11 protein-coding genes are annotated in these 14,169 nt (G+C 47.8%); 2 read left to right on the top strand and 9 right to left on the bottom strand.

Features of this window, described 5'->3' with window-relative positions:
* Positions 1-8: 8 nt before the first annotated feature.
* From thrC to thrA, 3 genes are all read right to left on the bottom strand, one after another.
* Entirely contained in the window at positions 9-1,322 is a 1,314-nt protein-coding gene (gene thrC / locus L0U89_RS13285) for a threonine synthase (RefSeq protein ID WP_234861968.1), read from the bottom strand.
* A 225-nt stretch (positions 1,323-1,547) separates the two neighbouring features.
* Positions 1,548-2,477, bottom strand: coding sequence for a homoserine kinase (locus L0U89_RS13280; protein ID WP_234861967.1), 930 nt, complete (start codon positions 2,475-2,477; stop codon positions 1,548-1,550).
* Positions 2,477-4,930: a bifunctional aspartate kinase/homoserine dehydrogenase I gene (thrA, locus tag L0U89_RS13275; RefSeq protein ID WP_234861966.1), complete on the bottom strand. Its 2,454-nt coding sequence runs from the start codon at positions 4,928-4,930 to the stop codon at positions 2,477-2,479. The genes L0U89_RS13280 and thrA overlap by 1 nt, the downstream gene beginning before the upstream one ends.
* Before the next feature lie 519 nt (positions 4,931-5,449).
* On the opposite strand from thrA, the gene L0U89_RS13270 reads away from it, so the two are divergent.
* Positions 5,450-5,881, top strand: a complete 432-nt coding sequence (locus tag L0U89_RS13270) for an META domain-containing protein (RefSeq protein ID WP_234861965.1) — start codon at positions 5,450-5,452, stop codon at positions 5,879-5,881.
* 59 nt (positions 5,882-5,940) lie between these two features.
* On the opposite strand, the gene L0U89_RS13265 is transcribed toward L0U89_RS13270, so the two are convergent.
* From L0U89_RS13265 to L0U89_RS13245, 5 genes are all read right to left on the bottom strand, one after another.
* Positions 5,941-6,543 carry a DUF2179 domain-containing protein gene (locus L0U89_RS13265; protein ID WP_008624012.1) on the bottom strand — a complete coding sequence of 201 codons (603 nt, stop codon included), beginning with the start codon at positions 6,541-6,543 and terminating at the stop codon, positions 5,941-5,943.
* A gap of 62 nt (positions 6,544-6,605) precedes the next feature.
* A complete protein-coding gene (locus L0U89_RS13260; RefSeq protein ID WP_234861964.1) occupies positions 6,606-7,787 on the bottom strand; it encodes a CynX/NimT family MFS transporter in 1,182 nt (393 codons plus the stop codon).
* Between the two features lie 122 nt (positions 7,788-7,909).
* Entirely contained in the window at positions 7,910-8,914 is a 1,005-nt protein-coding gene (locus L0U89_RS13255; RefSeq protein ID WP_234861963.1) for a 4-hydroxyproline epimerase, read from the bottom strand.
* 262 nt (positions 8,915-9,176) lie between these two features.
* Entirely contained in the window at positions 9,177-10,622 is a 1,446-nt protein-coding gene (locus tag L0U89_RS13250) for an aldehyde dehydrogenase (NADP(+)) (RefSeq protein WP_234861962.1), read from the bottom strand.
* Positions 10,623-10,763: 141 nt separating this feature from the next.
* Positions 10,764-11,654 (bottom strand): dihydrodipicolinate synthase family protein, encoded by an 891-nt coding sequence (locus L0U89_RS13245; RefSeq protein WP_234861961.1) that lies wholly within the window; start codon positions 11,652-11,654, stop codon positions 10,764-10,766.
* Between the two features lie 190 nt (positions 11,655-11,844).
* Here L0U89_RS13245 and L0U89_RS13240 point away from each other — a divergent pair, with 190 nt between their 5' ends.
* On the top strand, positions 11,845-12,720 hold the full coding sequence (locus tag L0U89_RS13240; RefSeq protein ID WP_234861960.1) for a helix-turn-helix domain-containing protein: 876 nt from the start codon (positions 11,845-11,847) through the stop codon (positions 12,718-12,720).
* A 45-nt stretch (positions 12,721-12,765) separates the two neighbouring features.
* Here the strand turns inward: L0U89_RS13240 and L0U89_RS13235 are convergent, their stop codons facing one another.
* A complete protein-coding gene (locus L0U89_RS13235) occupies positions 12,766-14,064 on the bottom strand; it encodes a UDP-N-acetylmuramoyl-tripeptide--D-alanyl-D-alanine ligase (protein WP_234861959.1) in 1,299 nt (432 codons plus the stop codon).
* Positions 14,065-14,169: the final 105 nt, after the last annotated feature.

Below are 14,169 nucleotides of genomic sequence, written 5' to 3'. Positions count from 1 at the left end.
AGGATTCTTTAAGCGGTACCATCCAATCCAATCAAAATCCCCTTAAACTCCCCAAAGCTCTTTCCCATACCCACAACCTCTTTTTTGCCTTTCATAAACGCCTGCAATCTCTCTGGAATCGGTAGGTCGATGCCCAAGGTTTCGTCTACGACGGATTTGAATTTGGCGGGATGGGCAGTCTCGAGGAATATCCCGACAAACTCACCTGGATGCATTTTCATGAGATTCCTTAATCCAAGATAGCCGACGGCACCATGTGGGTCCATGATGTAACCGGTTTCTTCCTTGATTTTGACCATGGCACGCTGTGTGTCTTGGTCACCGAAGTAGAAGCCCTTTACCTTTTTGCGGAAAAGTGCCTCATCATTGCCATACAAAGCCAATAGCCTGAAGAAATTCGAAGGATTTCCCACGTCCATGCTATTGCTGATGGTAGCGATGGAAGGCTTGGCTTCAAAATGACTTCCCGCCAAAAAATCAGGCACCACACGGTTTACATTGGTCGAAGCAATGAACATGTCGATGGGCAGGCCCATCCTTTCGGCCAATATTCCCGCACCGAGATTGCCGAAGTTACCGCTTGGGACGGAAACTGCGACTCTTTTGTCCGTCTTTGACAATCGGGAGTAAGCATAGAAATAGTACAAACACTGGGGAATCCATCTAGCGACGTTGATTGAATTGGCAGAAGTGAGCAGCATTTTCTCGTTCAATTCTGGGTCGAGAAAAGCCTGCTTCACCAAAGCTTGGCAATCATCAAAAACCCCGTCTACTTCCAAAGCGGTAATGTTTTCCCCCAAGGTCGTAAACTGTTTTTCTTGTAACTCACTCACTTTTCCTTTCGGATACAGGACGATGACTTCTACGCCTTCCACTTTGAAAAATCCGTTTGCCACAGCACTCCCTGTGTCCCCCGATGTGGCGACAAGTACCCTGACTTTGCGATTTTCACCCTGCATCAACATGGCCATCAACTTCGAGCAAAACCTAGCGCCGAAATCTTTGAATGCCAATGTCGGCCCGTGGAAAAGCTCCAGTGAATAGACATCCTTTTCAACTTCTACCAAAGGCGCGTCAAATGCCAAGGTATGGTCAACGAGTTCTTTGATCTGCGCGTCACTCAGATCTTCTTTAAAAAGTGCCCCAATCACCTCATAACCGATCTCACGAAAGGTTTTTCTTGGCAATTCATTGAAGAACCGCCCGGGAAGTCTGGGAATATTAACCGGCATGTACAAACCCTGGTCCGGCGCAAGTCCCTTGACCACAGCTTCCTTGAGACTGACGATGTGGTTTGGATTGTTGGTGCTGTAGAAATGCATGGGGAGAAGGTTGTTAAATATTGGAAAACTTGAGAATTGGAAGATTGAGAAATTACCTTCCAATTTATGCGATGTTTTGGTTTTGATTCTGAGTGATCCAGAGCGGTTTTTGGTCCTTGCGGTTTGAATCTAGTCTATTGTAACTATGCCCAAGTTGATAGGCAATGAAAGGATTGAGTTACCTTAAGTCTTGTGTCTTACTTCTTGTGTCTTGTGTCTGTTGCCTCAAATCACAAACGCGCCCCGCTTATTCACTTCGGAGACGAACACATCGACACCAAGGCCGATTTGCGCGAATACTTCCTTCGCTTTCCCGCCAACGGCTTCGGCCGTTTTTTGGTCGGGAGAGAGGATAAAGATCGTGGGTCCCGAACCGGAAATTCCGGAACCGAGCGCGCCCAGGAACTGGATTCCTGACCTCAATTCATAAAACCCAGGAATCAGTAGCGCTCTTGATGGCTCAGCAATTACATCCTTTAAAGAACGTCCCAAAAGCGCGAGATCGTTTTCATATAAAGCGGCGATGAAGCCCGCAATGTTTCCTGACTGCATGACCGCTTCCTTGAGCGAAAGTTGTTTGCGCAAAACGCTTCTCGAATCGGCTGTCCTGAGTTCTATATGTGGATGAACGAGGGTACAGAACAGGTTTTGGGGTACCGGCAAGGGGATGATGTCCAATGGATGATAATCACGAATCAGTACAAAGCCTCCCAAAATCGATGGGGCAACGTTATCCGCATGGGCAGAACCACAGGCGATACGTTCGGCCTCCATGGCAAAAGGCACCAAGCCGATTTTGTTATAAGGATTTCCGAGCAATTCATTTGCGGCGACCAATGCTGCTGCAGCGCTGGCAGCCGATGAACCCATACCAGAACCTAGTGGCAGCCCTTTTTCCAAGTAAATGTCGATTCCCTGATTGGATTCCAAATGATCCAACATTGCTTGGATCGCCACGGAGCAAGTGTTTTTCTCCGGCTCGAGGGGAAGTTTACCGCCGTCACCACTGATGCCAATGACCCTGAGTTGCTGGAGATCGTTGGGCGTAACGGTGACCTTATCGCCCATTTGGTCGATGGCGAAACCGAGGATATCAAATCCACAGGATACGTTGGCCACGGTGGCCGGAGCGAAGGCGGTGACGGTTTTTTTCATTATCTGGAGAAATTTCCCAATCTGATCACGTCCGCAAATACACCTGCCGCAGTTACATCGGCGCCTGCACCTGGTCCGCGTATAATCATCGGAAAGTCGTGATACCGCTCGGTCGTGAATAGGATCATATTGTCCGATCCTTTCAAGGTATAAAATGGATGGCTGCTGTCGATACTTCTGAGTCCGACCATCGCTTTTCCATTTTCCAAGGTAGCCATGAATCGGAGTTTTTCTCCTTTGGATTTTGCTTCGGCGAGGAGGTGGGCAAACTCAGCGTCATGGGCTGGAAGTTTCGCCATAAACTCTTCCACGGACTGCGCATCCACGCAGTCGGCGGGGACCATGCTTTGTATTTGGATGTCTTCAAATTGGAGGTCTTGCTCCGCCTCTCGCCCCAGGATCAATATTTTCCTGCCAACATCCATCCCGCTCAGATCGTCCCGAGGGTCAGGTTCGGTGTACCCTTTTTCTTTGGCTTGCTTTACTACCTCGCTGAAAGGAGTCCCTTTTTCCAATTCGGAGAAGATGAAGTTCATGGATCCGCTCAGCACTGCTTCGATTCGGAGCACCTTATCTCCACATAGCATCAAATCCTGGAGCGTGCTGATCACGGGAAGTCCCGCGGCGACATTAGTTTCGTAGAGAAATTTCACGCCACGCTTGTAGGCGAGTTTTTTAAGGCCCTTATAGGTTTCGAGGCTGCCGGAGTTAGCCTTTTTGTTAGGAGTCACCAAGGCAACTTTTGCTTCCAAAACCTGTTCGTAGACATCGGCTACGTCCTGGCTGGCAGTGCAATCTACAAACACCGAGTTGGAGAAGTTCATCTCTTCCATTTGTGCCACAAATTTTTTGATATCCATCGGCTTGGCGCCTTTGGCATCTTGCGGAAGTGGGCAGTTTGCCAAGTCGAATCCGTCTTCGTCGAAGGCCATATAGCGGGAATTGGCAATTCCGTGGATTTGGATATCCAAGTCATTTTCCTGCATCAGTTTTTTTCGCTGCTGGGCGATCATCCGGATGAGTGTCTTGCCAATCAGTCCTACACCCACAAGAAATACGTGAAGTACTTTGTTGTCAGAAAGGAAAAACGCTTCGTGGAGTGCATTCAGGGCTTTCTGCAAATCCGCCTGAGATACTACCGCCGATATGTTCAGCTCTGAGCTTCCTTGGGCAATGGCAAAGACGTTGACATTGTTCCTGCCCAATGCCTGAAACATCCGTCCGCTTGCGCCGGGGTTATGCTTCATGTTTTCGCCGACCGCGGCCACGACGGCCATTTCGGAAACAACCAAAACGGGATCCATTTCGCCGTTTTTGATTTCGTACAGGAACTCCTTTTCGATGGATTCCTTGGCAGCAATGACCTCCGTGGTCTTGATGGCGATGCAAATGCTATGCTCAGAGCTCGCCTGGCTGATCAGGATGACGTTGATTCCGGCGTCTGCCAGCGAACCAAATACCCTTCGGCTCACGCCGACTACTTCGATGAGACCTGCACCTTGGATATTGAGCAGTGAGATACCCGACATGGAAGAGATCCCCTTGATCAATTTCCCGTTGCCGGATTCATTGCTGATCAAGGTGCCGGGATTTTCGGGATCAAAGGTGTTTTTGATGTAAATTGGGATTCCTTTCCGCATCGCTGGCTGCATGGTGGCCGGGAAAATCACCTTTGCCCCAAAATGGGAAAGCTCCATCGCCTCGTTGTAGGTCAACTGCGGGATGGTGAATGCGGAATAGACCAACCTCGGGTCGGAGGTCAAAACCCCTGATACGTCGGTCCAGATTTCGAGCGAATCAGCATTGAGTGCAGATGCGAAAATGGCTGCTGTATAATCGGAACCGCTTCTGCCGAGGGTGGTGGTTTCTCCCTTTTCTGTAGATCCTATGAAGCCAGTGATGATCTTCAGGCCCGGATGGCTATGGAAATAATCGGCGATGAGATCGTTGGTGGTGAAAAAGTCGACCTTGGCATTGCCAAACCGATTGTTTGTTCGTACCAAATCCCGCGCATCTACGAATACAGCGGGTAGTTCTTCGATCTTCAGCGCCTCGGCAAGGATAAATGCGGAAAGCCGCTCCCCAAAACTTGCTACATAATCCAGTGTCTTGGCAGAGCATTCCTTGATCAAATACACTCCATGAAACAGATCGTCCAGTTCATTGAACCTGACTTTCACATAAGTCAAGACAGTACTTTGCGACTGGATCGGGATCAATTGGCGGACGAGTTCAAAATGCCGATCTTCCAGTATCTTGACTTCATCAATATAGGATCTGTCGCCCTCTTTGGCCTTTTGGGCACTTTGGAGCAGGATTTCCGTCACGCCACCCAAAGCCGAGAAAACAACCGCTATTTCCTCTTTTTTGATCTGTTTTTGGATGATCGCAAATACCTTTCTGATATTTTCGAGATTGGCTACCGATGAACCTCCGAATTTGAGAATTTTCATAAATGCTGGATGTAAAATGTATATCAAGGACAATGAACCTATCTAGGTCCACTCGAACTGGGGCTATATCGTGGCTGGAACGGGACTACCCCGTAATGGTGGTAGTGAAAAATGTAGCAGGGGTCATGCGAATATGGCAGCTACTTTCCTGCATTTCCATACAGAAAAAGGCACTAAGGCTGCTGGAGTTGGCTAAAAACATAACCCATTTTTTTGATGCGACAATCTTAAGTACAAAAACCCACAATCCAAAACCAATTTGTGTTTTTTTCAAATGATCGATGGATAGATTGTTTTTTCTTTATTGAATTGAGTGAAAAATTGTCCATTGATTAATTGTAAAAGCAAAACTTTATTTCAATCAAGTTCAAGAAGCCAGAATTGATCTGGCTGGAAACGGATTTGGCCAGAGAAAATACTTTGTTGCTATCATTTCAAAAAATGTGAATGAAGTCAAAAATATTCAAGTTTATCTTTATAATTTTATCCTTTCACGGGTTATTAATCGATAAATCATTTATGAAAAAGTATTCTTCTGTTCTGCTGCTCGCGGTTTTTCTGAGCTTTTCCTCCTGCAGTTCCTTGGGAGGTTTGAATCCCCTGAGTTTACTCACGGGCAACAATTGGGTCCTGAACTCCCTCATGGGAAAGGCGCTCGATCCTAGCAAACTACTTGGAAAGATACCCAGCCTCAGTTTCCTTGATGGGGGAAAGCTGGCCGGGAACACCGGTTGCAACAACTTCAACGGGAAGTTTGCATTGGATGGGAAAAATTTGAGTCTCGACCCCGGTGCCATGACGAAAATGGCCTGTGCGGGCGATGCAGGGAAAATGGAGACGGATTTTCTGGGTGCGCTCGCACAAGTTAAAAATCTGAAAGTCGGAAAAGACAAACTCACGCTCATGGATGGGGCAAAAGAGCTGATGAGCTTTATTCCCCAGGCAAAATAAAAATCAATACGTAGCTTTTTTTATCAAACCTTTCGGTGGATGTACGCCGAAGGGTTTTTTTATTTCCGAACCAGACCTCTCAACTTGGTTGTAAACCTTGGCCTATCCTCCATTACGTTGAGGTCATCTTCGCTGATGCGTTTCACGCTTTCGATGGTATAGAATGCTTTGTCGTTGATGGATTTTATCTTTTCCACATATTCTTGAAGGTCTTCGCGTTTCATCACTGTGAATAGGAGATTAACCTTGCCAAATCGTCCTTCCCCGCCCACGTTGGTGAAACGAAAATTCCGCTCCTTCATGTAGTCAATCAGTTCGATCATCGGTTCTGGGGTGATCACGCGAACCAAAACTCTACCGAGCGCGAGTTTTTCTTCTATGGTCATTCCGATAAAGGTTCCCATCGCAAACCCACCCGCGTATCCCACATAGGACATGGGATTGTTGACGTTTTGGAAAATCTGACCGATTGCAAGAAGCCAAATCAGCGATTCAAAAAAGCCCAAAATCGGCGCGATTTTCTTTTTCCCATTCATCACGAACATGATGCGCAGGGTGTTGATCGATACGTCCATGACTCGCGCACAGAATATCAAGAGCGGCATCACCACATAATCGAACACTTCTTTTGGCACTCCCAATGAAAGCAAATGCTCCTCCATCTCGGTTTCTTGGTTTTGGTACAAAGTTAACACCTTTGTCGGCACGGCTTGTAGGAAAAAGTCTAGATCAGTTCGGATTTGCCTGATTTAGTCCCAAAGTAAATGTACAGGACCGAACAGGCCAGCATCAATCCGATGAGCAGGTTCAAATCCCCAAATACATCAAACGCAATCCCAAAAAGCACCGGACCCAATGCGGCCATGTAATAGCCCGTCGACTGGACCATGCCCGAGAGTGCCGTTGTGCTTTGTTCGGAATCGGTCCGGAGGCCAATCATGGTATAGGCCAAAGATACGGATGCGCCCAAACCCAGCCCTGCCAGTGTCAGCCCGGCGTAGTTGATAAGGGCCGTCGTTGACAGTAGACTGGAAAACCCTAGCAAATACATCAGGCCAATACCGATGACCATACCGACTTGGTCGCGGAATCGCACCGCCAACATGGGCGCAAAAAAGGATCCCAATAGCCCTACCACTTGCATCAAAGACAGGATAAGCCCAGCCCGTCCCAGGCTATAGCCTCTTGCCACGAGCATATCCGGTAGCCAAGCAATGATGGTGAAGTAAAGCATCGATTGCACCCCCATAAAAAGGCATACGTTCCAAGCCAGGCGGGATTTCCAGACATTTACCTTTGGGCTTTGTGTGGTTGTTGTCGGGGATTTTTCATTGTCAAAACTGATTTGGGGAAACCAAACTGCCAATCCGACGATGAGTAAGCCCACCCAAAACAACAGCGAGCCCCTCCATCCCCAGCTCCAATCAGTAGCCAAAGGGGCCGAAATACCCGAGCCAATCGCCGCGAATAATGACATGCCTGTCGTATAGGAGGCAGTCACCAAGCCAAGTTTACCCGGCAGGCGTTTTTTGATCAATGGAATCAAGAGTACGTTGCAGATGACGATTCCGATACCGGTCAGGCTGGTTCCAAGAAACAGTGAAAGCTTGCCGCCCGACACCCGCCAGATACTTCCCACGAGTAAAACAAAAAGTGCTACAAAGATCGCCCTAGCAAGGCCCAGTCTTTTTCCTATTCCTGCAGCAAACAACGAGAAAGTAGCAAACGTCAACAGAGGAAGGGTGGTCAAAAAGCCGGCCCATCCATTGCTCAGTCCCAAATCTTCCCGTATCAGCGGAATCAACGGCCCTACGGCGGTTATCGACGGACGGAGGTTAAAGGAAACCAGCAGAATCCCAAAAAACAAAAAGCCAAGGTTTTGCTGCGGCGATGGTGATAGTTTCATTTAAAGAAATGGATATTCCCAAAATGCCCCCGGCAACTGGATCGTTCAATTTTCATGCGTGCAAGTCCATTTTGAGTTTAGCAGTTCAGAATCGTGGTTCTTTGCTCTCGCTTCTTTTCTCTCTATATCACCTGAAAACCATGCAAATAAGGATCGTCATCATCAAGTATGAGCGTGTTGTAGCCGAAGACCTTTGCCCAGCCTTCTATGCTCGGCACGATTGCAGGCTTTCCCGCGATTTCGGTTACCTGCTCGATTCTTCCGATGAATTTGGACCCGATGAAGCTTTCGTGGATGAATTCGTCTCCCGGTTTCAGCCAACCTTTCGCATGCCATTGGGCCATGCGCGCGGAAGTGCCCGTCCCACATGGGGATCGGTCAATGGCTTTGTCACCGTAGAAGACGGCATTCCTTGCAGTGCTTGTTGGGTCGATGGTTTTTCCCGTCCAAAGCACATGGGATAGCCCCCTGATTTTTTCATGCTCGGGATGGACAAATTCGTAGCGTTTGTTCATTTCTTGCCGTAGGTTTCTCGCCAATGAAATCAGCTGCTCCGCTTTATAATGCTCCAATCCGGCGAAGTTTTCCTGTGGATCGACGATGCAGTAAAAATTCCCGCCATAGGCCACGTCTACGGTCAGTTTTCCCAGTTCCTCGATTTCGATTTCCAGTCCTTCCGCTGCTAGATAACTTTTGACATTCGTAAGCTTCACGGATTTGACCTTTTTGCCTTCCTGCTTGTACTCGACCAAAACCAAGCCCGCAGGTGCTTCCATTCGAAGAAAGCCAGGAGTCTTTGGATGAATCAATCCTTCCTCAATAGCGACCGTGATCGTGCCAATCGTGCCATGACCGCACATCGGCAAACATCCCGAGGTTTCGATAAACAATACCGCAAAATCGTTTTCCGGGTCGTGGGGCGGGAATAGCATGGAGCCAGACATCATATCATGTCCCCGTGGCTCAAACATGAGCCCTGTCCGTATCCAATCCAGGTTTTCAAGAAAATACTGGCGTTTTTCGAGCATGCTGTTCCCCTTTAGAAAAGGGACTCCCCCCGAGACAACCCTTACTGGATTGCCACAGGTATGTGCATCGATGCAGGAGAAAGTATGTCTAGAAGGCATGGGCAGAAACGGATTGGTTGATTTGAAAATTGGAAGATTGGAAAATTGGGATCAGTGGCAATCAGGTTTCAACGTTGAAAGGTTTGGAATGCTACAAGGTTATTTGCCTGCATAAGAATTGCAAGCGCTAGATTGACGCAGGCAATCATCTCGTTTTTTACTGTTCGAAGGTGAGGAGTCTCTCTTATCATTCCTCAAACCATAAGTCTTGAATCTGCTGACTTGTCTCTAACTTCTAACTTCGTACTTCTAGCCTTTATCCTTATTTCCCCCATTTCCCATCGACCATTCGCCAGATTTGTAACGGATTGTCGTCACGAAGTGCATCGGGGAGAAGGATTTCCGGCATGTCTTGGAACGCGATCGGACGTACAAAGCGCTTGATGGCATGTACTCCGACGGAGGTACTTCGGCTATCCGTAGTGGACGGATAAGGACCTCCATGTTGCATTGCGTATCCGACTTCGACTCCGGTTGGCACTCCTTTATAGAGCATACGCCCGCATTTTTCTTCCAATAAATTGATGAGGTAAAGCTTATCGGTCAGTTCGCTCAACTCAGCCCAAATGGTGATCGTCAATTGGCCATGAAGTTTTTGTGCGACTTCCATCAGATCGGACTCCGATTCGTACACAACCATCAAGGCAAAGGAACCAAAGACTTCCTCTTGGAATTTGTTGTCACTCAGCCAATCTGTCGCTTTGATCTTTGCCAATGCCGGATGACCCTTGATGAGGTCTTTTGCGGCGGCTACTTTCACCCATTCGAGTTCATGTCGACTTTGGAGATATTGCAGGGCATCATAATAGGCCGAAGCGATGCCTTCATGCAGCATGGGTGCCGCGGCGATCTCTTCCAATTCGGCCTTAATGGCAGCAGAAAAAGCAGCTTCCTGTGATCTTGGGACGAAAATCAATCCAGGGTTGGTACAGAATTGACCGACACCCAATGTAAGCGAAGCGATAAATGACTTGGCGTAGCCGGTGATATCCTTTTCCAGTTTTTTTTCAAAAGTAAAAATCGGATTTACAGAGCCCATTTCGGCATAGACGGGGATAGGTTCAGGTCTTCTGCTAGCCAACTCAAACAATGCCATCCCACCCCTGTGTGAGCCGGTGAAGGCTACCGCTTTGGCGAATGGATGCTGTACCAAGGCTTGTCCCTCTGCAATTCCTCCGACTACGTGTGTAAAAATTCCCTCGGGGAATGCTGAATCCTGAATGGCTCTTTGGATTACTTTTCCGACCAACAAAGACGTTTCCGGATGCGCCGGGTGGGCTTTGTAGACGACCGGACATCCACCTGCCAGGGCAGAAATGGTATCGCCTCCTGCGGTCGAGAAAGCCAAGGGGAAATTGCTGGCGCCGAATACCACCACTGGACCTAGCGGTGTGAGAAACCTACGGATATCTGGTTTGGGTATGGGGCTTCTGTTGGGGTCGGCATGGTCGATCGTTGCTTCAACCCAACTTCCTTCTTCTACCAAATTGGCAAACAACCTAATCTGGCCTACCGTTCTGCCAAGTTCACCTGTGATTCTACCTTCGGGCAGGTTAGACTCACGTGCAGCCAATGGGATCAAATCCGCTTTAACAGACTCGAGCCCATCCGCGATTTTGCGAAGGAAAGCACCTTTTTCTTTCCCGGTTACATTTTTGTAGAATAGGAACGCCTCCTGGGCAGATCGGAAGATGTGGTCTAGGTTCATATGGAAAGAGAGATATTTTAATCGGTCATAAGGTAATCATCCCGAACCCAACGTCAAAGAAATTTGAGTTGAACGGGGATAAGAGCGACTTTAGATCGCATGATGCTTATGCCAAGTCCTTAATCGAAACTGTCGAAGGTCTCAAATCTTCGGCCTGTGCTCCAAACCCTGCTTGATGACGTTCTCTATTTTTACCCGCTCTTCCCCGATGAGAGTAAGTCTTGGGGCACGTACATACTCAGATCCGATTCCAGCCATTTGCTCAGCCAATTTGATGTATTGTACCAGTTTTGGATGGATATCGAGTTCCAATAAGGGCAGGAACCAACGGTAGATTTTAAGCGCTGCTTCGGTTTTACCTGCTTTGCAAAGGTTATATACGGCCACGGTTTCTTTCGGAAAGGCACAGACCAATCCGGCTACCCAGCCGTCAGCGCCCATCAGCAGTTCTTCCATCGCAAGGGTATCTACCCCGCATAGAATTTTGAACCTATCGCCAAATAGGTTCCTCATCCGGGTGACGTTGGAAATGTCCCGTGTGGATTCCTTTACAGCTTGGATATTGGGCATGGAAGTCAATTCCTCAAACATAGACAAAGTCACCAAAGTCTTGTAATCCACCGGATTGTTGTAGATCATGATGGGAAGGCTGGTGTTCTTTGCAACGTCTTTGAAATAAGTCACTGTCTCCCGCGCATCCGCAGCATAGCGCATGGGAGGGAGAATCATCAGTCCGGAAGCGCCCATTTCTTCAGCTTTCTCCGCCCAGAAGGTTGCATCTCTGGTCGCTCCCTCGGCAATGTTGAGTACCACCGGTACTCGTCCATTTATGTACTTTACGGTCTGAGTTGTCAGCTGGATTTTCTCTTCCAAATTGAGTACTGAAGATTCTCCGAGCGTGCCGCCGAGAATGATGCCGTGGACGCCGGCTTCAAGTTGAGCATCTAGGTTTTTGAAAAACAACGGCATGTCCAAGCTTCCATCAGAGTGGAACTTGGTCGTCACTGCCGGAAATACGCCTTGCCAGTTCATAGTTTCTGTTTTTTTTTATCAAAATTAGCTCAGTCCTGTCTCCCAGTCCCGCACCCAATTGGGGTTTATTGGTACAATATTGACTTGAATATATTTTTGAATAATTCAAATCGATTAATATTATACCAAAAATGAATTGTCCGATTTGGCAGTAGGCAATTCTGGATTGACTTTAGACGCAAAAATGCAAATGGGTAGTAAAGTAATTCCCTTTAAAATCCCAAAATCCAGCAAGGAGTTCGTGCGCTTCCAAGTGGATGCTGAAAAGCATTTTTACGACAAACTGCACCAGCATCCCGAATGGCAGTTGACTATGATTTTGGAAGGAAGGGGGCAGTTGATGGTCGGGGATTATTTGGGGCGATTTGAACCCGGGGATGTGTTTTTGTTTTCGGCCAATATGCCCCACGTCTTCAGGTCTGATCCTGAATACTTTGACCCGCAAAGCGACAAACTTTCTTTAGGGCACTCCCTTTTTCTGGATTTTGAGGCCTTGGGAAAGGGCGTGTGGGAAGTGGCTGAATTTTTTCCTTTGCAACAATGGCTTCACCAGACCAAGGGTTGCTATGCTTTGGAGGGAGGAATCAAGCAATTGGTTGGAGAGCAACTCAGGGTTTTTGATTCCAAACAAGGTTGGGATAGGTTAATGGCCACCTTTGGGATTCTACAGCGTCTACAGGATTCCAAAAGCCTCCGTTTGCTTAACAGGCTGACACCTTTGCGGGATTTTACTGAGTCCGAGGGGAAAAGAATGGCGCAGGTCATGTCCTACATTTTGGCTCAAAGCCACCGGAATGTTCAGCTTCAGGAGGTCGCCGATGTCGCAATCATGAGTAAAGAAGCTTTTTGCCGGTTTTTCAAGGAACGAACGGGCAAAACCTTCACGGAATTTCTCAACCAAATTCGCATTCAGCAAGCCTGCCAACTCCTCCTGGAAACTGACTTGTCAATTTCCCAGATCGCATTTCAGGTTGGATTTCAGAATCTTTCGTATTTCAACAGGACTTTTCGGAAACTTGGGGGGAGTACTCCGAAAGAATACCGAATTAAGTTGTTGGGTATTTGATTTGCACCCAGGGCAGATAGCAAAATCTCCATACCTATTTGGGGATCAGATAAAATCCACCAAGGTTTCAAGCTTCATACCGCGGCTGCCTTTGATAAGGATTTGATAATCCTCCAGTTTGGAATCCTGCAGCCAATTTCGGAAGGAAAACGGATCCGGGAAATACAGGGTGGAGATCGGAGCCTTGGACAGGGCGGCCTGCATGTGTTTTCCGGTAAGGCAGATTTTGTCGAATCCGAATTGGGAAAGAATTTCGCCGATTTTTTGATGCTCTGCTTCGGTATGTTCACCGAGTTCAAACATATCTCCAAGGATTACCATCTTGTGTTTTTTCCTGTTCATCGAGGCAAACGTTTTGATGGCGACCTCCATGCTGGAGGGATTGGCATTGTAGGCATCTAGGATAATCAGGTTGCTGCGTTTTTCCATGAGTTGGGAGCGCATGTTGGCGGGTACATATTGGACCACTCCCTTCACAGCTTCATGAATCGGCACACCAAAAAATTTCCCGACCGTGATTGCTGTCGCAATGTTGCCAAAGTTGTATTCCCCGATCAGTGAACTCTGGTGGACCGTGTCATCATTTTCCACTTTAAAACTTACGAAGGGATTAGCTTCAACGAAAGACACTTCGCAATAATCCCCTGTGGACGGATAAAGGACAGGGTTTTCAAACCGCTTGATCATGTTCGAAAGAATCGGGTCGGCCGTATTGATAAATACGGTTCCTTTGTTTTCCCGCAGATGCTGATAGAGTTCGGTTTTTGTTTTCAGGACACCTTCCGGCCCACCCATTCCTTCGAGATGTGCTTTGCCGATATTGGTGATGAATCCATGGGTCGGTTCCGCGATATCGCAGAGTTCCTTGATGTCACCCTGTTTGTTGGCGCCCATTTCGATGATGGCGATCTCGCTGTCTTTTCCGATCGTGAGCAAGGTCAGGGGCACGCCGATATGGTTGTTGAGGTTGCCCTGCGTGGCAGTGATTTTATATTTGCGGCTGAGTACCGCGTTCAGGAGTTCTTTGGAAGTGGTTTTTCCATTGCTTCCTGTAAGTCCGATGATTGGGATTTGGAGTTGGTGTCGATGGTGGTTTGCCAGTTGCTGCAAGGCAGTCAAGGCATCCGCTACAAGAAAATAGCGTTCGTCTCCCGCTGGAACTACCCGTTCCTCATCGACTACAACCAAGGCCGCTCCAATTTCCAAGGCCTTCGAAGCGAAGTCATTGGCGTTGAAATTGGGGCCCTTGAGTGCAAAAAAGATATTCCCGGGATTGATTTTTCGGGTATCTGTGCTTACGCCCGTAGACTGGAGAAAATGCTGGTAGAGGTTTGGGATGTTCATAGCTGTCAAAATCGCAGGCTAAAATTAAAGGAAAGGCGGAACATCTTTTATCAGTCCATTCGTTTAATTTGGTACGCCAAGCCCAGTTTGATTTGTGAGAACATT

The organism is Mariniradius sediminis (assembly GCF_021491425.1).
Taxonomy (GTDB): domain Bacteria; phylum Bacteroidota; class Bacteroidia; order Cytophagales; family Cyclobacteriaceae; genus Mariniradius; species Mariniradius saccharolyticus.
Note: the sequence above shows the minus strand (reverse complement) of the source record. Positions and strands in the feature narration are given on the sequence as shown.

Excerpts from the sequence above, each read along its gene's own strand:
- L0U89_RS13260 (WP_234861964.1), bottom strand. The coding sequence starts at position 7,787 with ATGAAACTATCACCATCGCCGCAGCAAAACCTTGGCTTTTTGTTTTTT.
- L0U89_RS13235 (WP_234861959.1), bottom strand. The coding sequence starts at position 14,064 with ATGAACATCCCAAACCTCTACCAGCATTTTCTCCAGTCTACGGGCGTA.
- L0U89_RS13255 (WP_234861963.1), bottom strand. The coding sequence starts at position 8,914 with ATGCCTTCTAGACATACTTTCTCCTGCATCGATGCACATACCTGTGGC.
- L0U89_RS13265 (WP_008624012.1), bottom strand. The coding sequence starts at position 6,543 with ATGGAGGAGCATTTGCTTTCATTGGGAGTGCCAAAAGAAGTGTTCGAT.
- L0U89_RS13280 (WP_234861967.1), bottom strand. The coding sequence starts at position 2,477 with ATGAAAAAAACCGTCACCGCCTTCGCTCCGGCCACCGTGGCCAACGTA.
- thrC (WP_234861968.1), bottom strand. The coding sequence starts at position 1,322 with ATGCATTTCTACAGCACCAACAATCCAAACCACATCGTCAGTCTCAAG.
- L0U89_RS13245 (WP_234861961.1), bottom strand. The coding sequence starts at position 11,654 with ATGAACTGGCAAGGCGTATTTCCGGCAGTGACGACCAAGTTCCACTCT.
- thrA (WP_234861966.1), bottom strand. The coding sequence starts at position 4,930 with ATGAAAATTCTCAAATTCGGAGGTTCATCGGTAGCCAATCTCGAAAAT.
- L0U89_RS13270 (WP_234861965.1), top strand. The coding sequence starts at position 5,450 with ATGAAAAAGTATTCTTCTGTTCTGCTGCTCGCGGTTTTTCTGAGCTTT.
- L0U89_RS13240 (WP_234861960.1), top strand. The coding sequence starts at position 11,845 with ATGGGTAGTAAAGTAATTCCCTTTAAAATCCCAAAATCCAGCAAGGAG.
- L0U89_RS13250 (WP_234861962.1), bottom strand. The coding sequence starts at position 10,622 with ATGAACCTAGACCACATCTTCCGATCTGCCCAGGAGGCGTTCCTATTC.